The following is a 19329-nucleotide window of genomic DNA, read 5'->3' as shown; positions in this document are numbered from 1 at the left end:
GACCGGGGTCTTCGACCGCAAGCCTGGCTGGAGCCGGGGGACGGCACAATAGGGCCGATTTATCTGCCCTGGCCTCCGGCCGGGCTCAGACCGTCGTTGCCATGTCTTCTTCCATGTCCCGCCCCTCCCCGTCCCTCAAATCCCGTTGCGCGCCGCTGCTGCTGTGCGCCCTGCTGGCCGCCTGTGCGGCACCGATGTCCACGGATGTCAGCGAGGCCGACGAGCCCGAAGAAAGCAGCCACGTCCCGGTACCGCCGGTGGTGCTGGATGGCACGGCCTGGCAGGCCACCAACCACATCGAGGGCCTGGTGCCCGGCACGCACTGGGAGCACCAGGTCTACGCCAGCCGCCGGCCAACGCGCTACAGCGCCACCGAACACGAGGGCCGCCCGGCCGTGATGGCCCGGGCCGACGGCGCCAACAGCACGCTGAGCCTGCCCCTGACCCCACCGCCCGGCGCCCTGCCCCAGCGCATCCGGTTTTCGTGGTTCGTGCCGGCGCTGAACCCGAAGTTCGACCTGCGCGAGAAGGGTGAAGACGATGCCGTGGTGCGCCTGATCCTGAGCTTCGAGGGCGACCGCAGCAGCCACTGGCGCGCGCGCGACCACCTGGTGTCCGAGTTGTCGAACCTGATCGCGGGCAAGCCGCTGCCGTTCGCTTCGATCATGTACGTCTGGGACAACCGCTACCCCGCGGGCACCGTGATCCCCAACCCCTACACCGACCGCATCCGCCAGATCGTGGTCGAGTCCGGGCCGGACCGGCTCAACCAGTGGGTGGACTTCGACCGCGACATCGAAGCCGATTTCCGTCGGGCGTTCGGCGAAGCCCCGGGTCCGCTGGTCGGCCTGGGCCTGATGAGCGACTCCAACAACTCGGGCGACTCGATCACCGCCTGGTACGGGCCGATGGACCTGACGCTGTCGCCCGCCAGACCCTAGATTCCCGCCTGCACGGGCTTCGCGGGCGCCAGGCCGGCGCTTTAGCATCGCTGCATGGATGCCACCTCGCTCACTGTCTTTTTCAAGTCCACGCTGATCGGCCTGCTGATCGCCGCGCCCGTCGGCCCCATCGGTCTGCTGACCATGCAGCGCACGCTGGAGCGCGGACTGGCGGCCGGCCTGGCCACCGGCATGGGCGCGGCCGTGGCGGACGCTTTGTATGGTGCGATCGGGGCATTTGGCGTGAGCTGGCTGGTCCATACCCTGATCGAGGCCAAAACACCGCTGGCGCTGGGCGGTGGCGCGGTGCTGCTGGTGCTGGCCTGGCGCACCTGGCGCGCGCCCGTGACCGACGCGGTCGCCCCGGCGCGCGATGCCAGCGACCTGCTCGGGCTGGCGGCGGGCACCTTCGTGTTGACCCTGGCCAACCCGGCGACCATCGTGTCCTTCATCGCGGTGTTCGGTTCACTGGGCGGCAGCCTGCAGTCGGCGCCTTCACCGTTGTGGATGGTGGCCGGTGTGCTGGTGGGTTCGGCCGCCTGGTGGCTGCTGCTCACGGCGCTGATCGCGCACCAGCGGCACCGCTTCACACCGGCCTGGCGCAGCCGCATCAACCGCGGATCGGCCCTGCTGCTGGCCGGGTTTGCGCTGTGGCAATGGGCTTCGCTGGCGGCCCGGTGAACAGCCTCAGCCGCCGAGACCGGCGAAGACGTTCTGCACGTCTTCGTTGTCGTCCAGCGCGGCCAGGAAGGCTTCCACCTCTTCCAGCGCTTCGGCGCTCAGGCTGGCCGGGTCGATGGGGTTCTTGGGTTTGTAGCCCAGCTTGGTCGACAGCACGGTGAAGCCGTGTGCGGGCAGCGCGCGGCTCACGAGGTCGAGGTCCGTCGGGTCGGTGAGGAAAACCGTGACGCCCTCTTCATCGGCGGGCTCGAAGTCCTGCGCACCAGCTTCGATAGCGGCCACTTCGGCATCAGCGTCCTTAGCAGCGGCCTCGGCTTCGATGATGCCGACGTGGTCAAAGTCCCAGGACACCGAGCCGCTGGTGCCGAGCTGGCCCTTGCGGAACAGCACGCGCATGTCGGAGGCGGCGCGGTTGACGTTGTCGGTCAGGCACTCGACCATCACCGGCACGCGGTGCGGCGCGAAACCTTCATAGATCACGTGCTCGTAGTTCACCGCCTCGCCCGTGAGGCCGGCGCCCTTCTTGATGGCGCGGTCCAGCGTGTCCTTGGGCATGGAGACCTTGCGCGCCTGCTCCACCACCAGGCGCAGCCGGGCGTTGGCCGCCGGGTCGGCGCCGTTGCGCGCGGCGATCATGATGTCTTTGACCAGCTTGCCGAAGAGGCGGCCCTTGGCGTTGGCGGCCAGATCCTTGTGTTTTGCTTTCCACTGCGCGCCCATGGGGAGTTCCTTGTGTTGTGTGCTGACCGGGGTGCATGAGTTTAGTGGACGCCCGGGAACGGGGCGCCATCCGGCAGGACGGCAATGCCGGACATGCGCCCCAACCCGCCATCGACGACCCCCCTGTTCCTGCTGACCTTGACCCTGGCCCTGTCCTGCGGCGGCGCGCACGCGGCGGGATCACTCTGGCAGCGGGATCTGAAATGCGCCAGCGAAAAGAGCGAGCGCGCGCGGGTGATCTGCAAGGCGTTGGAAAAGGACATGCAGTGGGCGGGCACGGGTCACGCGATGCCCGGCTTACCTTCTTTCCAGGTGACCTTCAAAACCGCAGCGCGAGTGTTCTGTCGCTTGCCCGTGCGCGCCGAAGACATCCCGACCCTGGTCGAAATGGGCCTCTGGCATCGTTACGCGAGCACCGACCACAGCATGCGTGCAGCCCAGTTGACCAACGGCACCACCTCCCTGCTGGCGTTGCTGGGCGATGCCGCCAAACCCCATTACCCGTCGATGGAAGCCATCCACAAACCCCAGGCGTGGATGACGGACCGGAAAATTGACTCGCTCCGGCGCGAGATAGAGAACATGACAGACCATCCGGCCAGCGTGTTCAGCCCCCGCTCTCCCAACTACCTGCTCAAGGGCGGCTGCCAGAACGTCCCTTGAACACCCGGTGCTGGCCCCGTCGTTCTGCGGCGAACCGTCGAGCCCGGCCCATCCGCTAAACCTTGCCCCCGGCCTCAGGAAAGTCCCGCCAGCCGCCGGTCCAGCTGGAAGCAGGCCGCGAACACCTGCCGGTCCGGCACGTCTGCCGAGGCCAGCTCCGCCAGCAGCAGCCCGTCCACCGCCGCCCGAGCCGCGGCGTCGTGCAGGGCTTCGATCACCAGCACGCCGTCGAACGCCCCTTCCACGCTGCGGCGCATCGACTTTTCGCGCGTGGGCACGCCGGTGGCCGCAGCGTCCACCCGCATCAGCCAGACCTGGGCCACCGCGTCCAGCGCGGCGATGCGCTCCACCAGCGCCCTTTGCGCGCCCTCGTTCAACAAGCCAGCGGTTTCCAGGTCCAGGCGCAGCGGCACCGCCACCGCGCCACAGCCCAGGCCCGCACGCGCCACCACCGGCCCGCCGCCGCGCGCGAAGTTCTGCAGGATGGGCATGACGCGCTGCGACCAGGGTGTGGGCGCGTTCAGGCGCGCCAGATACGAAGGCCCGGCCAGCGCGTCCGCTTCCTGCAGCTCGTAGGTGATGAAGAAGCGCCGTTTGCCGGCGACTTCGCTGCGGAACACGCGACCCGAGAGAAAACCGTCCACGCCCACGCGCTCCAGCACATGTTCGCGCGTGAGCCAGTGCAGGTAGTCGGTTTCAAGTTCCGGCTCGATGTCGCTCCAGATGGCCAGCTGGGCCTGTCCACGTGTGGGCATGTTGTCTCCTGATCGGTTTGTTGTTCAACGGAAGCTGCGCGGAGATGAGCCCCGCCCATGCTCAATACACCAGCGATTTCAGCCGCATCTGGTTCGGCAGCGGCACCGAACGGCGCAGCACGTCTTCGGCCAGCCACAGGGCCGAGCGGCGGCCGCGTTCGGCCACCATGGGCAGGGGCATCTGCTGGTAGTCGTCGTTGAAGACCTCGAAGCTATAGTCGCCCGCGTAACCCAGGTGGTCGAGCTTGAGCACAAGCTCCACCAGCTGTTCGCTGTGCACGCCTTCGCCGGGAAACACGCGGAAGGTGCGCGCGGTGCTCATGCGCTCTTCGAAGGTCTTGGTCTCCTGCCACATGAAGTCGGCCAGCTGCACCAGGAAGATCTTGCTCGGGTCAAGGTAGTCGATCTCTTCCAGGGATGTCTTGGCGGCGAAGATGTGGAACGAGTCCAGCCCCAGGCCCAAGTTGGGGCAGTCGGCGCGGCAGACCACGTCCCAGGCGGTGGTGAACTCGTTGACCGTGCGGCCCCACGAGAGCCCCTCGTAAGCGATCCGGATGCCCAGCGGCAGCGCCAGCATGGCGAGCTTGCGCAGGTCGCGCGCGAGGTGGTCGAGGTCCTGGCTGGCGTGGGTCGAGGTGGACGAACACGCGAGCAGCAGCTTGCAGTCGAGCGCGGCGCACATCTCCAGCATGGCCTTGGCGATGTCGACCTTGTAGTGGTGCAGGTGGCCGCTGAGGCCTTCGAAGTCGCGCAACACCTGGAACCCGGTGCCGCGCAGGCCACTGGCCTTGACGGCCGCCACCGCGGCTTCGATGCCACCGGGGTGGCCGTTGATGTCGTTGGCCTTGAGCATGACCTGCGAAAAGCCCGCGGCCTGCATGGCGGCGAGCTTGGCCTCCAGCGGGCCGGCCAGGGTGATGGTGTCCATGCCGAAGCCCTGGATGGCTTCGACGATGGCGGCTTGGGAGGGCTTCATGGCTTCAGCCCCCCACCTGCATCTCGCTGTGCACCAGCTCGAACACCACCGAACCGAGGTAGGTCTTGGTGATGGCGCCACGCGGCTCGGTGTGCGCCGCCGGAGTCTCGACGAACTCCACGCCGAGCGCGCGCAGCGCTTTGACGGCGGCGAGCACGTCGGGCACACCCAGGCCGATGCGCTGGAGCTTTTCGTCCGCGTCGTGCACGTTGAACTCGGGCTCGACCAGCTGCAGCATGAAGCGTTTGCCCGGGTCCATGGCGGCGGTGCGCAGCAGCGTGCCTTTGGGCATGATGCCGAAGCGCTGCTCGTCGGGGATGAGTTCGGTGCCGAAGAGTTCGTTGTAGAACGCGATCCAGTCGTTGCTGCGTTCGGGGCCGATGTACTGCACGATGCCGAAGAAGTGGATGCCGGCGGTGGCGGGCGGGCGCTGGTCCACGGTGGGGATCGGCACGAAGTCCACGTCGTAGATCGAGAACTCCTTGTAGCGGTCCACGAAATAGATGCGGCTGCCGCCCGCGCCGTGGATGGCCGGGATGTTGAGTTCCATCACCTCGGCGTGGGTCTGCACCGCCCAGGCACCGCGTTCGAGCACGTAGTGGTAGGCGGACCGGGCGTCGCGCACGCGCAGTGCCATGGCCGAAATCGAGGGCGCATCGCTGCCGTGGCTGGCGCCCAGGGCGTCGGAGGGGTGGGCGTTCACCACGATGTTGATGTCGCCTTGCCGGTACAGCAGGACCTCGCGCGAACGGTGGCGTGCCACCGGGCGGAAGCCCATCATTTCCAGCACCTGGCCCAGCGCCTGGGGCTGGGTGGTGGCGTATTCGATGAACTCGATACCGTCCAGCCCCAGCGGGTTGGCGGCGTCGCTGAACGAGGCTTGCAGGGGCTCGCGGCCTTCGCTGGTGTTGAGCAGCAGGTCACTCATGAAAAACCTCCGGATGAGAAGGGCGCCGGCAGTGGGGCACGGGCCGTGCCCGCCAGACAGCCCATTCTGCGTCTGCGCACTGTAGGGTCAGAATGGGGGAATTCCTTGCTTGCGGCCGGCGTAGGAGTTCGATAATCGATCAGCCCAATACGATCACCGATCGATACAAGGGTTTTCCTGAATCCCTCTTGCCCCCGCCGCCGTGAACAACCCCTCCCTTCCCAACCTCGAAAAACGCGACTGGATTGCCGGCCTGGAAAAGGGCCTGTCGGTGATCGAGGCCTTTGACGACCAGCACCCTCGCCTGACCGCGAGCCAGGCCGGCACCCGTTGCGGCCTCACGCGCACCGCCGCGCGCCGCTACCTGCTCACGCTCGCGCACCTCGGGTATGTGGGCAGCGACGGCAAGCTGTTCTGGCTCACGCCGCGCATCCTGCGCCTGGGCCATGCCTACCTCGAATCGGCGCGCCTGCCGCGGGTGGTGCAACCCTTCCTGCAGCGCATCGCCGGCGCCACGCAGGAAATCGCCTACCTCGGCGTGCTAGACGGCGACGACGCGGTCTACATCGCGCGCAGCGGGGCGCACCGGCACATGAACACGGGCTACATGCTGGGTTCGCGCATCCAGGCGCAGCTGTCGACCGCGGGCGTGGCGATCCTCGCGGGCATGGGCGAGGCGGCTTCCGATGCCTGGCTCGCGACTCGCGAGCTGCAGGCGTTCACGCCTTTCACCATTTCAAGCAAGGAGCAACTTCGCAGCGCGTTGCAGCGCTTTCGCCGCCAGGGTTGGGCACTGCTGGAGCAACAACTGGAATTGAACTACCGCGGCATCGCGGTGCCCCTGCTCGACCGCAACAACGCGGTGCAGGGCGCGATCAGCATCACCATGCCGATCAACCAGGAAAACACCGAAGACGCGATCAAGCGCGTGTTGCCGGTGCTGCAGGAAGTGGCGCGCAGCCTCAGGCCGCTGATCTAGGGCCTGTTCACCCCATTGTTCAAGACGGATGTCAGTGTGAACGGGCCCTTGCCCTTTGCTCCAGCGCGCGCAGGCGCAGCGCGCAACCCGTGGCCACCAGCGCACAGGCCGCCGAGAGCCAGAACACGCTGGCCAGTCCGAAAGCCGAGCTCAGCAGCCCGCCGCCCAGCCCACCCATGACACCGGGCAGGCCGTAGCCGATCACGGTGTAGAGCGCCTGGCCGCGCCCGCGCAGGCGGCCCGGGAAATGGTGCGAGAGCAGCGCGATGCACACCGTGTGGTGTGCGGCGAAGGTGATGGCGTGCAGCGCCTGCGCCAGCAGGAGCAGCGGCCACACCAGCGGCAGGCCGGCGGTGAGCCCCATGCGCAGGGCCATCAGGCCCGCGGCCAGCGCCAGCCAGCCGGTGAGCGAGATCAGTGGCAGCCAGCGCCCCTGCGTGAAGAACCAGCCGATCTCGATCACCACCGACACCGCCCACAGGAGGCCGATCACTGTCTTGCTGTAACCCAGCGAATCCAGGTAGAGCGAAAAGAAGACGTAGATGAAGATGTGCGCGAGCACGTGGAAAAACACGGCCGCAAAGAACCAGCGCACCGGCGGCTGGCGCAGCACGGGCCACATGTCGGGGTGATCGGTCTCGTGGTGGGCGGCTTCCTTGAAGTCGGGCAGCAACCAGACACTCACCGCCACCGCGGCCAGCGTACCGAATGTCCAGGCCGGGAAGTGGCCCATGCCGAATCGCTCGAACCACCAGCCCGCCACCACCACGGTGATGAGGAAGCCCAGCGAACCCCAGAGCCGCACGCGGCCGTAGCGCCTGGCGTCAAACGCGCCACCCTGGCTCACCAGGTGCGCCAGCGCGGCTTCGCTCATGGGCATCATGGCGCTGGTGTGCGTGAACATGAGCAGCAACACGATGAACAGCGCCACGCCGCCGAGCGGAAACCACAGCCCTATGGACAGCAGCAGCGCCACCGTGGCGCCATAGCGCAGCAGCTTCACGCGCTCGCCGGTGCGGTCGCTCAGCGTGCCCCAGGCGTAGGGTGCAAACAGGCGCGTGGCCGACTGCACCGAGGTCAGCACGCTGATGGCGATCAGGCCGAAGCCCAGCTCTTTCAGCCAGAGCGGCAGGTAAGGATTGAAGAAGCCGATGTGCGCGAAATAGCTCGCGGACAGGGCTGCAAAAGGAAGAAGCTGTTTTCTTTCAGCCACGCGAGGCCGCAGCGATGTCCGGCGTGTCCACATGCACGTCGCCACACTGCGCGCGGTGCCGCAGCGCGTGGTCCATCACCACCAGCGCGAGCAGCGCTTCCATGATGGGCGCGGCGCGGATGCCGACGCAGGGGTCGTGGCGGCCTTTGGTGATGACTTCGGTGGGTGCGCCGGCCACGTCGATCGAATCGCGCGGGATCAGGATCGAGCTGGTGGGTTTGATGGCGATCGACACGTCCAGGTCCTGCCCGGTGCTGATGCCGCCGAGCGTGCCACCGGCCTTGTTGCCCACAAAGCCTTCGGGCGTGAGCGAGTCACCGTGCGTGCTGCCGCGGTCGCTCACGCTGGCGAAACCGGCGCCGATCTCCACGCCCTTGACGGCGTTGAGGCCCATCATGGCGTAGGCGATGTCAGCGTCGAGCTTGTCGTACAGCGGCTGGCCCAGGCCCACGGGCATGTTCTGCGCCACCACGCGCAGGCGCGCGCCACACGAGTCACCGCTCTTGCGCAGTGCGCCCATGAAGTCTTCCAGCGCCGACACGTCGGCCACCGGCGCGAAGAAGGGGTTGTTGGGCACGTGATCCCAGCTCTCGAAGCCGATGGCCACGTCGCCGATCTGCGTCATGCAGGCGTGGAAGGTGGTGCCGTATTTTTCCTTCAGCCACTTCTTGGCCACGGCGCCAGCCGCCACGGTGGGCGCGGTCAGGCGTGCCGAACTGCGGCCGCCACCGCGCGGGTCGCGGATACCGAATTTCTGCCAGTAGGTGTAGTCGGCATGGCCCGGGCGGAAGGTCTGCAGGATGTTGCCGTAGTCCTTGCTGCGCTGGTCGGTGTTGCGGATCAGCAGGGCGATCGGTGTGCCGGTGGTCTTGCCCTCGTACACGCCACTCAGGATTTCGACCGCATCGGGCTCGTTGCGCTGGGTCACGAACTTGCTGGTGCCGGGGCGGCGGCGGTCCAGATCGCCCTGGATGTCGGCCTCGGACAAGGCCATGCCGGGCGGGCAGCCGTCGATCACGCAGCCAATGGCCGGGCCGTGGGATTCACCGAAGTTGGTGACGCAAAACAGGGTGCCGAAGGTGTTGCCGCTCATAGTGAACGGATTATCCCAGAGGGCCGCGCGGGTGCCGAGATGGTGCCGCGGCGCCCAGCTTGGTGCGCAGGGCCACGGCTTTCAGTGCGCCGTTGTACCCATGGACGCACAAAGGCCAATGGAACGCTTCATGCTTTGTGCTGCATTGCAACAATCCGCTTGCATTCCACCCACCAGGAGCGCCCCATGCTGGACCGAACCACCACCCTGTTCTCCCACGTCAAACCCGGTGAAACCGAGTTCATTCGTGGCGGCCTGCGCGACTTCTTCCTCTACCGCGACCTGGGCATCGCCGCCGCCACGCACGGCAAGGTGGTCGCGCACCTGGTGAAAGCCAACCTGCCGCCCGACGGCGGCACGGGCTGGCACATCCACGAGGCTGATTTCCAGATCGTGATCATGACCAAGGGCTGGGCCAAGTTCATGTACGAAGACCAGGTGACCCTGGTGGAAGCCGGCGACGTGGTGCACCAGCGCCCGGGCATCCGCCACTACCTGTTCGACTACTCACCCGACATGGAGTACCTGGAGATCGTCTCTCCGGCGGATTTCAAGTCGGTGCAGGTCGACCCGGTGTGCGAGATCCCGAAGCCGACGTCATGGACCGAGCCGTAAGGAGATGACAGCGCGCCGTCCGGCGCGAAGTACCTGAGCCCAGAACGCCGCGGAACCGGCTTCGCCGGGCCGCCAGCGTTGCCCCCTCGAGGGGGTGACGCGCCCTTAGGCGCGGCGCGGGGGTGACTCAGAACTCTGCGTCGAGCTCATCGATCTCTTCGGGCTCTTCTTCGGCTGCTTTGACCCATTCCTGCATGGCCGGCAAGGCCATGATGGCGTCGCAATAGGCCACGCAGGCTTCGTCCAGCGGCACGTCGTAGGTGATGAAACGCGTGACCACCGGCGCAAACATCGCGTCGGCGATGCAGGGTTTGGCCCCGAACAGGAACGGGCCGCCGTACTGTTCCAGGCATTCCTGCCAGATGATCTCGATACGGTCGATGTCGGTCTGCGCACGCGACCAGAGCTTGAAGCCCGGGAAATGCGCCTTGATGTTCATGGGCAGCGAGGAGCGCATGGCGCTGAAGCCCGAATGCATCTCGCCGCAGATGGCGCGGCAATGTGCGCGGGCCGCGCGGTCGGCCGGCAGCAGCCCCGCCTTGGGCTTGATTTCGTTGAGGTATTCGCCAATGGCGAGCGTGTCCCACACGTGCACGCCGTCGTGGTCCAGCGAGGGCACGCGCATCGAGGCCGAGAGCAGCAGCATCTCGGCCTTCATGGCCGGATCGTCGGGCGAGATGATGTGCTCGGTGAACTCCAGCTTGGCCAGCTTCGCCATCAGCCAGCCGCGCAAGGCCCAGGCGCCGTAATTCTTGCTGCTGATCGTGAGAACCGCTTTGGCCATGGAATGCTCCTCGTGAGTGCCACGGATGCAGCAATCCCTGTGCCACCTTTGTGCATCGCGGGCGCACCAGCAGGGTGCAGCGGTTCTGGCCCGTTCCTTGCCTGCACAAAGCCCATCCAACAGGAAAGAACCTCATGCTGTATCAGGCCTACCAACTCCAGTCCGACCTGGTGTCGCCGCTGCGTCTGGCTGCCCAGCATCTGAGCGCATCGCTCTGGATCCACAAGACCGAGCGCACGGTGGTGCGCAAGGTGGCCGCCGCCTGCGATGTGCTGTCGCGCCTGCGGCTCACGCATTCGCGCCCGCCGTACAACATCCACTCGGTGACGGTGGGCGAAACCGAGATCCCGGTGGTTGAAGAGACCGTGCTCACCCTGCCCTTCGGCACCCTGCTGCGCTTTCGCAAGGACGATCCCAGCCTGCCGGAACAACCCAAAGTCCTGCTCGCCGCGCCGCTCTCGGGCCACTTCGCCACGCTGCTGCGCGAAACCGCGCGCACCCTGCTGCAGGACCACGACGTCTACATCACCGACTGGCACAACGCGCGCGACGTGTCGCTGCTGCACGGCGGTTTCAGCCTGGACGACTACATCACCTACCTGATGCGCTTCACCGAAGCCGTCGGTGAAGGCAGCCACATGATCGCCGTCTGCCAGCCCTGCGTGGCCGCGCTGGCCGCCACGGCCGTCATGGCCGAAGACGACAACCCGGCCCAGCCGCGCAGCCTCACGCTGATGGCCGGCCCGGTGGACTGCCGCGTCAACCCCACCGAAGTCAACAAACTCGCCACCAGCCAACCGATCGCCTGGTTCGAGAAGAACCTGATCAGCCACGTGCCGCTGCCGCACGCCGGTTTCATGCGCCGCGTGTACCCCGGCTTCGTGCAACTCTCGGCCTTCATCAGCATGAACCCGGAGCGCCACAAGCAGTCGTTCCGCAACATCTACGAACACCTGGAACACGGCCGGGTCGAAGAAGCCGCGACGATCCAGGACTTCTACGAGGAATACCTGGCGGTGAACGACCTGCCGGCCGAGTTCTACCTGGAAACAGTGGAAAAGGTGTTCCAGACCTACGACCTGCCGCGCGGCGTGCTGACCTACCAGGGTCGCACCGTGAACCCGGCCGCGATCCGCCGCACCGCGCTGATGACGGTCGAAGGCGAACGCGACGACATCTGCGCCTTGGGCCAGACCGTGGCCGCGCAGGACCTGTGCCCGAACGTGCGCCCCTACCTGAAGACCCACCACATCCAGACCGGCGTGGGCCACTATGGGGTGTTCAGCGGGCGCCGATGGAACCAGCAGATTTACCCGCGGGTGCGCGACCACATCCACGCCAGCCAGGGATAAAACCCCTCAGTGCCTGAACGCAAAACGCCCCGGCATGCGGGGCGTTTTGCTTGGAGAGGAACTGGTGTTCAAGGCATGTTCGGCTCGGTCTTGCCGGATTCGGCTTCTTCTTCCGGCCAGTCACGGATGTAGGCCTTGAGCATCTTGTTTTCGAAGTTCTGGCTGTCGACCACAGCCTTGGCCACGTCGTAGAAGCTGATCACGCCCATCAACATCTTGGCGTCCATGACCGGCATGTAACGGGTGTGCTTTTCCAGCATCAGGGGGCGCACCTCATCAAGTTCGGTCTCGGGGGTGCAGCTCATGGGGTGGTCGTCCATCACGGCGCGCACCGCGCGGGTCCCGAGCACACCGTTGTTCTTCGCCAAGGTGTGGATCACTTCCCGGAAGGTCAACATGCCCACCAGCTCGCCGTGTTCCATGACGGCCAGCGAACCGATGTCGAACTGGGCCATGGTGGCCGCCGACTGGATCAGCGTGTCGTCGGGATGGCAGGTGTAGAGGGTTCCGCCCTTGACGCGCAGGATGTCACTGACTTTCATCGCCGTTCTCCTCGGAGTGTTTTGTGTCGCCAGCCGGTCTGGCATGCATGGGAATATAGCCCACAATAAACCCGAAAACCACCGCATTCAACCCGATGCGGACGCATTCGAACCCCACAGGAGACAGACCCCATGCCCGGTTATTCCGACCCCGGCTTTGACACGCTGGCGCTGCACGCTGGCGCCACGCCCGACGCCACCGGCGCGCGCGCCGTGCCGATCCACCTCACCACCTCCTTCGTCTTCGAGTCCAGCGACCACGCGGCCGCCCTCTTCAACCTGGAGCGGGCCGGCCACGTCTACAGCCGCATCAGCAACCCGACCAACGCGGTGTTCGAGCAGCGCATGGCCGCGCTGGAAGGCGGCATCGGCGCCATCTCGGTGGCCAGTGGCCAGGCCGCCTTGCACCTGTCCATCGCCACCCTCATGGGCGCGGGTTCACACATCGTCGCCAGCACCGCGCTCTACGGTGGCAGCCAGAACCTGCTGCACTACACGCTGCGCCGCTTCGGCATCGAAACCACTTTCGTGAAGCCCGGCGACATCGACGGCTGGCGTGCCGCCATGCGGCCGAACACCCGGCTGTTCTTTGGCGAGACCGTGGGCAACCCCGGCCTGGACGTGCTGGACATCCCGACCGTGGCGCAGATCGCGCACGAGGCCAAGGTGCCACTGCTGGTGGACAGCACGCTGACCACGCCGTATCTCATCAAACCTTTCGAACACGGCGCCGACCTCGTCTACCACTCGGCCACCAAGTTCCTCAGCGGCCACGGCACCGTGATCGGTGGTGTGGTGGTGGACGGCGGCAGCTTCGACTGGGACGCCAGCGGGCTGTTTCCTGAGCTGACCGAGCCTTACGACGGCTTCCACGGCATGACCTTCAGCGAGGAAAGCACCGTGGGCGCTTTCCTGCTGCGCGCGCGCCGCGAAGGCCTGCGCGACTTCGGCGCCTGCCTCAGCCCGCACAGCGCCTGGCTGATCCTGCAGGGGCTGGAGACGCTGTCGCTGCGCATGGAGCGCCACATGAGCAACACCGAGAAGGTGGTTCAGTTCCTCGCCAGCCACCCGCTGGTGGGCCGCGTGGGCCACCCGCTGCTGGAAACGCACCCCAGTCATGCGCTCGCGCAGAAGCTGCTGAAGCACGGCGCGAAAGGCGCGGGCGCGGTGTTCAGCTTCGACATCAAAGGCTCGCGCGAACAGGGCAAGGCCTTCATCGAAGCGCTCAAGATCTTCAGCCACCTGGCCAACGTGGGCGACTGCCGTTCGCTGGTGATCCACCCGGCCAGCACCACGCACTTCCGCATGAGCGACGAAGCGCTGGCCGGTGCCGGCATCGGCCCCGGAACGATCCGCCTGTCCATCGGGCTGGAGGATCCAGACGACCTGATCGACGATCTGAAACGCGCGCTCAAGGCCGCAGAGAAAGCGGGAGCCTGACCATGTACCTGCAAGTCAACGGCGCCCAGACCTACTGCTACACCGGCGGCAAAGCCTTCGATGCCGCCAAACCCACCGTGATCTTCGTCCACGGCGTGCTCAACGACCACAGCGTCTGGATCCTGCAGACCCGCTACCTCGCCAACCACGGCTGGAACGTGCTGGCGGTGGACCTGCCCGGCCACTGCAAAAGTGGTGGTGAAGCACCGTCTTCGGTCGAAGAAGCGGCGGACTTCATTGGCGCCCTGCTCGACGCGGCCGGCGTGCAGCGCGCCGCCCTCATCGGCCACAGCTGGGGTTCGCTGATCGCGCTCGAAGCCGCGTCCCGGCTGAAAGACCGCGTGAGCCACCTGGTGCTGGTGGGTACGGCCTACCCCATGAAGGTTTCGCCGGCGCTGATCGAGGCCTCGCTGAACGAGCCCATGAAAGCGCTGACCATGGTCAACGTGTTCTCGCGCTCCACCCTCGCCGCACCCCCCTCGGCGCTTGGCCCGGGGACCTGGGTCTACGGCGCGAGCATGGCGCTGGGCAAACGCGTGCTGGCCAGCAACCCGAAGGTGAATGTGTTCCACCGCGGCTTCGTGGCCTGCGACACGTATGCGAATGGCGAGCAGGCCATCGCGGCCATCACCTGCCCCGTGCTGTTTTTGCTGGGCGCCCAGGACCAGATGACACAACCCAGAGCCGCGCAGGGCCTGATCAGGGCCGCCCAGGCGGTGGGCCAAACCGTGCGGGTGGAGAAGCTCCCGGTCGGCCACCACCAGATGACGGAAACACCCGACGCCACGCTGTTCGCCATCCGCGACTTCCTTCAGGGCCGTTAAGGCTCACTTGGCGAAGGCGCTCGGCCAGGCGCTGCGGGTCGCCGCCGCGGCCTGGCGAACCCATCGCCGCAGTGCGCGCCAGACGGTGAGGCTCCAGCCACGGCGCGGCGCCGGTTCCACCAGCGGCGTCAGCAGGTACTCGCTGTAGCAGGTCGGCGCGTCCTCTGAGGGGCGGGGCCCTGCGTCGGCGCCGATCAGTATCCAGTCCTGCAGCAGGTCGACGCTGGCGCCGGGGCCGAGAAACAGGTCCTGCGCGGCGTTCGGCTGGGTCAGCCAGAAACGGCCGCTGACCACCCTCAGGCGCATGCCGGCGCTGGCGTTGATCATGCGGGTCTGGCTCGGCAACAGGCGGGTGGGTTGGGCGGTGGGGTGCATGGCGAGCCTCCTGTGGATGAGGCTCCACTGTCCGTGTTTGAGCCCTGGCGCAACAGACACACAGATCGCCCAGCTCGTGTGCACCAGAAGCGCTTTTCGCGCCATCTGTGTGGTCTCTTTGGGGCCCATCTGTACCGGTCACCCAGGCGCGTGTGCGCCTTGTGGGGGCCGGCACTCGGTTAGCATGGAAACGCCATGCCTGCGACCCATCCCACGCTCGCGCTGTGTCCGGCCCCGTTGGTCGAACCGGTCCCCGCCCTGCCGCTGTACCAGCAGATTGCGCAGACACTCGCGCAGCTGATCCACAGCGGTGCGTTCAAGGCCGGTCAGCGCCTGCCGTCTGTGCGGGCCACGGCGCTGGCGCAGGGTGTGTCCATCTCCACAGCGATGCAGGCCTACCGCCAGCTCGAAGAGCAGGGCCTGGTGCAGGCGCGCCCCAAGGCGGGCTACTTCGTGCGCCGCGCCCAGCGCATCGCCCAGCCCGGCCTGAGCGCGCCGCCCCAGCGCAGCTTTCTGCTGCAGCGGCAAAGCCGTTCCGAGGCCTTCGCCATGCTGCACCAGCCCGGCGACCGGGCGACGTTTGGTGGTTTCACCCCGGAAAGCAGCGAACTGTTTGACGAGGACCGTCTGCGGGTGGCCATCGGCCGCGCCTCGCGGGTGCACCGGCACAGCCTGACCGAATACAACAAGGCCGACGCAGGACGGCCCGCGCTGCGTCAGGCGGTCGCCCAGCGCGCCCTGCAGCTGGGCTGCGCACTGGACGCCAATGACATCGTGATCACCGCCAGCTGCACGCAGGCCGTGAGCCTGTGCCTGCGCGCGGTCACGCAGCCGGGGGACGTGGTGGCGCTCGAATCGCCCACTTTTTTTGGCTACCTCGACCTGATCGAATCCCTGGGCCTGCGGGTGCTGGAGATTCCCACGCACCCGGCCACCGGGCTCTCGCTGCCCGCGCTGGAACTGGCGCTGGACACGCAACCCGTCAAGGCCGTGCTCGCCGCGCCCACGCTGTCCAACCCGCTGGGATCGGTCATGCCACTGGCGGCCAAACAGCGGCTGGTGCGCCTGCTGGCCCAGCGGCGGGTGCCCTTGATCGAAGACGTGGTGTTCAACGACCTGTTGTCCGGGGATCAGCGGCGCAAGGCCGCCAAGTCCTGGGACACCGAAGGCAACGTCATGGTCTGCGGATCGTTTGCCAAAACGCTGACGCCGGGGATCCGCCTGGGCTGGGTCGAGGCCGGTCGCTGTCGCGATGCCGTCGCCACCCACAAGCGGCTGCAGGGCGCCGCCACCAACGTGGTGCTGGAAGAGGCGCTGGCCGATCTGCTGACCCAGGGCAGCTACGAAGCCCACCTGCGCCGCCTCACGGCGTCCATGCGGCAACGCCGCCACGAGGCACGGCATCTGATCGCGCACCACTTCCCCACCGGCACACGGGTGAGCAATCCGCCGTCGGGCGATACGCTGTGGCTGGAGCTGCATCCGGCTATCGCCAGCATGGACCTCTTCAAACGCTGTGCCAGCGAGGGCATCACCTTCGGCCCGGGCGAACTGTTCACCGCCACCGACCGCTACCGCAACTGCCTGCGCCTGAACTTCTCGGGCCCCTGGAACGCCATCACCATGCAGGCCCTGGCGCGCATCGGCGAGATCGCGCGCCAGATGCTGGAGCGCCCCGCTGCCAGCCCGACGTCCCCGCTACTGCGGCGCGCTTAGGCGACTGCGCGGCGGGAAAACCAGCACCCGCGTTCCTCCGCCCGCAGCCACAATGGCCGCACCATGCTGAAAGACCCGATCACCCCACCCATGAGCGCCGCGCGGGCGCACGAGATCGCCAACGCCTTCGACCTGCGCGCCCTGCCCGCCGACTTCCTGACCAACCCCTACCCGGTGTACGCCGCCCTGCGCGAGCACGAACCGGTGCGCCACATGCCCGACGGCTCGGTGTTCCTCACCCGCCATGCCGACCTGGTGGCGGTGTACCGCGACGCGGCCACCTTCAGTTCGGACAAACACGTGGAGTTCGCGCCCAAGTACGGCGCGGACTCGCCGCTGTTCGAGCACCACACCACCAGCCTGGTGTTCAACGACCCGCCGCTGCACACCCGCGTGCGCAAGCTCATCATGGGCGCCCTCACCCGCCGCGCCATCGCCGACATGGAGCCCGGTCTGGTGGCGCTGGTGGACAGCCTGCTCGATCGCATCGCCGCACAGGGCGGCGGCGACCTGATCGAAGACTTCGCCTCGGCCATTCCCGTCGAGATCATCGGCAACCTGCTGGGCGTGCCGCACCAAGACCGCGACCCGCTGCGCAACTGGTCGCTCGCCATCCTGGGCGCGCTGGAACCGGTGGTGACGCCCGAACAGCACGCGCTGGGCAACCGCAGCGTGACCGAGATGCTGGACTATCTGCGCTCGCTGGTGGCCGAGCGCCGCCAGCGCCCCGGCGACCCGGAGCGCGACGTGCTCACGCGGCTGATCCAGGGCGAGGTCGACGGCGAAAAACTCAGCGAGGTCGAGTTGCTGCAGAACTGCATCTTCCTGCTCAACGCCGGCCACGAGACCACCACCAACCTGATCGGCAACGGCCTGATCCTGCTCGAAGAGTTTCCCGCTGCCAAGGCCGGGCTGCTGACCGATCTGCAGGCCACGGCCAGAGATGCCGCCGCGCAGGAACAGGTGCTCACGCTGGCGGTGGACGAGTGCCTGCGTTTCGAGTCTTCCAACCAGCTCGGCAACCGGCGCGTCCTGAAAGCCACGCAGGTCGGTGGTGTGGACCTGCCCGAGGGCGCGCTGGTCACGCTGTGCATCGGCGCGGCCAACCGCGATCCGGCGCAGTTCCCCGACCCCGAAACGCTGGACCTGCGGCGCGCCACCAACAAACACCTGGCTTTCGGCTTCGGCATCCACCAGTGCGCGGGCCTGAGCCTGGCGCGGCTCGAAGGCCGCATCGCCATCGGCCGCTTTCTGCAGCGCTTCCCGGACTACCAGCTGAGCGCGGCGCCCACACGCGGCGGGCGGGCGCGCTTTCGCGGTTTTCTGAACGCGCCGTTCAAGATCGGCTGATCTCCTGGACTCCCGCGCCCGGGGTGGCACCCGCTGGCGATGCCCGACGCCGCAACCGTGGCCACCGGTTGGCTCAGGGCACCGACGGCGCCGTCAGCGCCTGCGTCACCGTCATGGCCTTCAGGCTGCTCGCGGCCCAGAAGGCTTCGGTGCCGGGCGAGTTGGGCAGCAGCAGCCGCTCGGCCAGCGGTGCCAAAGGGGTCTGCGCCGGGTCGATCAGCAGCACGTAGCGCTCGTCGTCTTCGTCGAGCCGCCCCAGCCAGTCCAGTGCCACGAGGGCCGCCACCGGCTCTTCGAGCTGCAGGGCTTCCACGCGCAGCGTGTGGGCCAGGGCGGCGAGGCTCTGGCCTTTCTGCGCCGCGCCCCGCGCCAGGTGCAGTTGCTCCAGCAACTCCAGCGCCAGCTGGAAGCTCCAGCCGGGGCTGTCACCGCGCCGCGCAATGCCCGCCATCAGGCTGGGCAGGTAGGCCGACACCACAGCGCCCAGCAGGATGATCACCCAGGCGACGTAGAACCACACCAGCAGGATGGGCACGGTAGCGAAGGTGCCGTAGACCACGGAATAGGTCGGTACCTGCGTCAGGTACCAGCCCAGCGCTTTCTTGGCCAACTCCAGGCCACTGGCCACGAAGAGACCACCGATCAGCGCATGGCTCCAGCGAACGTGGGTGTTCGGCACGTAGCGGTAGAGCGCGCCCATGCCGCCCACCACGATCGCAAACTGCACCGTGTCCAGCAACAGGCGCACGGCACCCGGCAGCGCCGAAACCATGCCGCTCGAAGCGGTCAGGGCGTAGGAGGTGACGGTGAGGCTGACCGCGAGCAGCAGGGGCCCCAGCGTGAGCACCGCCCAGTAGACCAGGATGCGCTGCGTCAGCGGACGCGCCTGGCGCACGCGCCAGATGTCGTTGAGCTTGCGGTCGATGGTGAGGATCAGCGCCAGGGCGGTCACCAGCAGCACCAGTGCGCCCGCCCAGCCCATCTGGCCGGCCTTGGCGGCAAACTGGTTGAGCGAACTCAGCACCTGCCGGGCGATGTTTTCCGGGATCAGGCTCTTGACCAGCCAGCCCTGCAGCGTGACCTGCATGCGGGCAAACATCGGAAAGGCGCTGAAGATCGCCAGCGCCACGGTGAACAGCGGCACCAGCGAGATGGTGGTGGTGAACGTCAGGCTGCTGGCGGTGACGCCCAGGCGGTCTTCGCGGAAACGCTCGCGCAGCGTGATGGCGGTGTTGCGCCAGGGGAACTTCAGCGTGTCTTCCCACAGTTCGCGCAGAATGGTTTCCATCGCCCGCAGGCGCTGATTCAGGGTCATCCCGGTATCATCCCAGATTGTCCACGGGCGCACCTCCGGTGCCGCTGCCCGCCAACTTTCCCCCTCC

The 19329-nt window shown here is 67.2% G+C and carries 20 protein-coding genes; 10 read left to right on the top strand and 10 right to left on the bottom strand.

Going from position 1 to position 19329, the window contains the following annotated elements; translation table 11 throughout:
- Window positions 1-113 precede the first annotated feature (113 nt).
- Together AC23D4_RS00315 and AC23D4_RS00310 are read left to right on the top strand one after the other, a co-directional pair.
- On the top strand, window positions 114-941 hold the full coding sequence (locus AC23D4_RS00315; protein ID WP_472888868.1) for a DUF3047 domain-containing protein: 828 nt from the start codon (window positions 114-116) through the stop codon (window positions 939-941).
- A 54-nt stretch (window positions 942-995) separates the two neighbouring features.
- Window positions 996-1622: a LysE family translocator gene (locus AC23D4_RS00310; protein ID WP_472888869.1), complete on the top strand. Its 627-nt coding sequence runs from the start codon at window positions 996-998 to the stop codon at window positions 1620-1622.
- A gap of 6 nt (window positions 1623-1628) precedes the next feature.
- Here AC23D4_RS00310 and AC23D4_RS00305 read toward each other — a convergent pair whose 3' ends face one another.
- Window positions 1629-2342: a YebC/PmpR family DNA-binding transcriptional regulator gene (locus AC23D4_RS00305; RefSeq protein WP_472888870.1), complete on the bottom strand. Its 714-nt coding sequence runs from the start codon at window positions 2340-2342 to the stop codon at window positions 1629-1631.
- 93 nt (window positions 2343-2435) lie between these two features.
- Between AC23D4_RS00305 and AC23D4_RS00300 the strand changes: the two genes are divergently transcribed.
- Entirely contained in the window at window positions 2436-3005 is a 570-nt protein-coding gene (locus tag AC23D4_RS00300; RefSeq protein ID WP_472888871.1) for a hypothetical protein, read from the top strand.
- Between the two features lie 74 nt (window positions 3006-3079).
- Here AC23D4_RS00300 and AC23D4_RS00295 read toward each other — a convergent pair whose 3' ends face one another.
- The 3 genes from AC23D4_RS00295 to AC23D4_RS00285 form a co-directional block, all read right to left on the bottom strand.
- Complete coding sequence (locus tag AC23D4_RS00295) at window positions 3080-3760, bottom strand: hypothetical protein (RefSeq protein ID WP_472888872.1); 681 nt, start codon at window positions 3758-3760, stop codon at window positions 3080-3082.
- A 61-nt stretch (window positions 3761-3821) separates the two neighbouring features.
- The gene (locus AC23D4_RS00290) at window positions 3822-4736 is read right to left on the bottom strand and encodes a sugar phosphate isomerase/epimerase family protein (RefSeq protein ID WP_472888873.1); all 915 of its coding nucleotides are present in this window, start codon (window positions 4734-4736) and stop codon (window positions 3822-3824) included.
- 4 nt (window positions 4737-4740) lie between these two features.
- Window positions 4741-5664, bottom strand: a complete 924-nt coding sequence (locus AC23D4_RS00285) for a VOC family protein (protein ID WP_472888874.1) — start codon at window positions 5662-5664, stop codon at window positions 4741-4743.
- Window positions 5665-5866: 202 nt separating this feature from the next.
- Between AC23D4_RS00285 and AC23D4_RS00280 the strand changes: the two genes are divergently transcribed.
- Entirely contained in the window at window positions 5867-6643 is a 777-nt protein-coding gene (locus tag AC23D4_RS00280; protein ID WP_472888875.1) for an IclR family transcriptional regulator domain-containing protein, read from the top strand.
- A gap of 31 nt (window positions 6644-6674) precedes the next feature.
- Here AC23D4_RS00280 and AC23D4_RS00275 read toward each other — a convergent pair whose 3' ends face one another.
- On the bottom strand, window positions 6675-7856 hold the full coding sequence (locus AC23D4_RS00275) for an MFS transporter (protein WP_472888876.1): 1182 nt from the start codon (window positions 7854-7856) through the stop codon (window positions 6675-6677).
- Window positions 7849-8949 (bottom strand): chorismate synthase, encoded by a 1101-nt coding sequence (aroC, locus tag AC23D4_RS00270; protein WP_472888877.1) that lies wholly within the window; start codon window positions 8947-8949, stop codon window positions 7849-7851. Before aroC ends, AC23D4_RS00275 begins: the two co-directional genes overlap by 8 nt.
- 186 nt (window positions 8950-9135) lie before the next feature.
- Here aroC and AC23D4_RS00265 point away from each other — a divergent pair, with 186 nt between their 5' ends.
- On the top strand, window positions 9136-9564 hold the full coding sequence (locus tag AC23D4_RS00265) for a cupin domain-containing protein (protein ID WP_472888878.1): 429 nt from the start codon (window positions 9136-9138) through the stop codon (window positions 9562-9564).
- Window positions 9565-9691: 127 nt separating this feature from the next.
- On the opposite strand, the gene AC23D4_RS00260 is transcribed toward AC23D4_RS00265, so the two are convergent.
- Window positions 9692-10348 (bottom strand): glutathione S-transferase, encoded by a 657-nt coding sequence (locus tag AC23D4_RS00260; protein ID WP_472888879.1) that lies wholly within the window; start codon window positions 10346-10348, stop codon window positions 9692-9694.
- 134 nt (window positions 10349-10482) lie between these two features.
- Here AC23D4_RS00260 and AC23D4_RS00255 point away from each other — a divergent pair, with 134 nt between their 5' ends.
- The gene (locus AC23D4_RS00255; RefSeq protein ID WP_472888880.1) at window positions 10483-11700 is read left to right on the top strand and encodes a polyhydroxyalkanoate depolymerase; all 1218 of its coding nucleotides are present in this window, start codon (window positions 10483-10485) and stop codon (window positions 11698-11700) included.
- 68 nt (window positions 11701-11768) lie between these two features.
- Here AC23D4_RS00255 and AC23D4_RS00250 read toward each other — a convergent pair whose 3' ends face one another.
- Window positions 11769-12242 carry a CBS domain-containing protein gene (locus tag AC23D4_RS00250; protein WP_472888881.1) on the bottom strand — a complete coding sequence of 158 codons (474 nt, stop codon included), beginning with the start codon at window positions 12240-12242 and terminating at the stop codon, window positions 11769-11771.
- 132 nt (window positions 12243-12374) lie between these two features.
- Between AC23D4_RS00250 and AC23D4_RS00245 the strand changes: the two genes are divergently transcribed.
- Both AC23D4_RS00245 and AC23D4_RS00240 read left to right on the top strand, forming a co-directional pair.
- Window positions 12375-13682: an O-acetylhomoserine aminocarboxypropyltransferase gene (locus tag AC23D4_RS00245; RefSeq protein WP_472888882.1), complete on the top strand. Its 1308-nt coding sequence runs from the start codon at window positions 12375-12377 to the stop codon at window positions 13680-13682.
- Window positions 13683-13684: 2 nt separating this feature from the next.
- Window positions 13685-14506: an alpha/beta fold hydrolase gene (locus tag AC23D4_RS00240; protein WP_472888883.1), complete on the top strand. Its 822-nt coding sequence runs from the start codon at window positions 13685-13687 to the stop codon at window positions 14504-14506.
- Window positions 14507-14509: 3 nt separating this feature from the next.
- Here AC23D4_RS00240 and AC23D4_RS00235 read toward each other — a convergent pair whose 3' ends face one another.
- Entirely contained in the window at window positions 14510-14881 is a 372-nt protein-coding gene (locus AC23D4_RS00235; RefSeq protein ID WP_472888884.1) for a DUF2917 domain-containing protein, read from the bottom strand.
- Window positions 14882-15076: 195 nt separating this feature from the next.
- Here AC23D4_RS00235 and AC23D4_RS00230 point away from each other — a divergent pair, with 195 nt between their 5' ends.
- Together AC23D4_RS00230 and AC23D4_RS00225 are read left to right on the top strand one after the other, a co-directional pair.
- Window positions 15077-16597, top strand: coding sequence for an aminotransferase-like domain-containing protein (locus tag AC23D4_RS00230; RefSeq protein WP_472888885.1), 1521 nt, complete (start codon window positions 15077-15079; stop codon window positions 16595-16597).
- A gap of 63 nt (window positions 16598-16660) precedes the next feature.
- Complete coding sequence (locus AC23D4_RS00225; RefSeq protein WP_472888886.1) at window positions 16661-17947, top strand: cytochrome P450; 1287 nt, start codon at window positions 16661-16663, stop codon at window positions 17945-17947.
- Window positions 17948-18020: 73 nt separating this feature from the next.
- Here AC23D4_RS00225 and AC23D4_RS00220 read toward each other — a convergent pair whose 3' ends face one another.
- A complete protein-coding gene (locus AC23D4_RS00220; RefSeq protein ID WP_472888887.1) occupies window positions 18021-19262 on the bottom strand; it encodes a YihY family inner membrane protein in 1242 nt (413 codons plus the stop codon).
- Window positions 19263-19329 lie beyond the last annotated feature (67 nt).

The organism is Hydrogenophaga sp. L76 (assembly GCF_057654755.1).
This window is presented reverse-complemented; position numbering and strand designations above follow the sequence as displayed.

Bases quoted from the DNA above. Each gene is read 5' to 3' on its own strand.
- AC23D4_RS00265 (WP_472888878.1), top strand. From the start codon at position 9,136: ATGCTGGACCGAACCACCACCCTGTTCTCCCACGTCAAACCCGGTGAA.
- AC23D4_RS00245 (WP_472888882.1), top strand. From the start codon at position 12,375: ATGCCCGGTTATTCCGACCCCGGCTTTGACACGCTGGCGCTGCACGCT.
- AC23D4_RS00225 (WP_472888886.1), top strand. From the start codon at position 16,661: ATGCTGAAAGACCCGATCACCCCACCCATGAGCGCCGCGCGGGCGCAC.
- AC23D4_RS00220 (WP_472888887.1), bottom strand. From the start codon at position 19,262: ATGACCCTGAATCAGCGCCTGCGGGCGATGGAAACCATTCTGCGCGAA.
- AC23D4_RS00250 (WP_472888881.1), bottom strand. From the start codon at position 12,242: ATGAAAGTCAGTGACATCCTGCGCGTCAAGGGCGGAACCCTCTACACC.
- aroC (WP_472888877.1), bottom strand. From the start codon at position 8,949: ATGAGCGGCAACACCTTCGGCACCCTGTTTTGCGTCACCAACTTCGGT.
- AC23D4_RS00305 (WP_472888870.1), bottom strand. From the start codon at position 2,342: ATGGGCGCGCAGTGGAAAGCAAAACACAAGGATCTGGCCGCCAACGCC.
- AC23D4_RS00285 (WP_472888874.1), bottom strand. From the start codon at position 5,664: ATGAGTGACCTGCTGCTCAACACCAGCGAAGGCCGCGAGCCCCTGCAA.
- AC23D4_RS00240 (WP_472888883.1), top strand. From the start codon at position 13,685: ATGTACCTGCAAGTCAACGGCGCCCAGACCTACTGCTACACCGGCGGC.
- AC23D4_RS00295 (WP_472888872.1), bottom strand. From the start codon at position 3,760: ATGCCCACACGTGGACAGGCCCAGCTGGCCATCTGGAGCGACATCGAG.
- AC23D4_RS00235 (WP_472888884.1), bottom strand. From the start codon at position 14,881: ATGCACCCCACCGCCCAACCCACCCGCCTGTTGCCGAGCCAGACCCGC.
- AC23D4_RS00315 (WP_472888868.1), top strand. From the start codon at position 114: ATGTCCCGCCCCTCCCCGTCCCTCAAATCCCGTTGCGCGCCGCTGCTG.
- AC23D4_RS00290 (WP_472888873.1), bottom strand. From the start codon at position 4,736: ATGAAGCCCTCCCAAGCCGCCATCGTCGAAGCCATCCAGGGCTTCGGC.
- AC23D4_RS00260 (WP_472888879.1), bottom strand. From the start codon at position 10,348: ATGGCCAAAGCGGTTCTCACGATCAGCAGCAAGAATTACGGCGCCTGG.
- AC23D4_RS00230 (WP_472888885.1), top strand. From the start codon at position 15,077: ATGCCTGCGACCCATCCCACGCTCGCGCTGTGTCCGGCCCCGTTGGTC.
- AC23D4_RS00255 (WP_472888880.1), top strand. From the start codon at position 10,483: ATGCTGTATCAGGCCTACCAACTCCAGTCCGACCTGGTGTCGCCGCTG.
- AC23D4_RS00310 (WP_472888869.1), top strand. From the start codon at position 996: ATGGATGCCACCTCGCTCACTGTCTTTTTCAAGTCCACGCTGATCGGC.
- AC23D4_RS00300 (WP_472888871.1), top strand. From the start codon at position 2,436: ATGCGCCCCAACCCGCCATCGACGACCCCCCTGTTCCTGCTGACCTTG.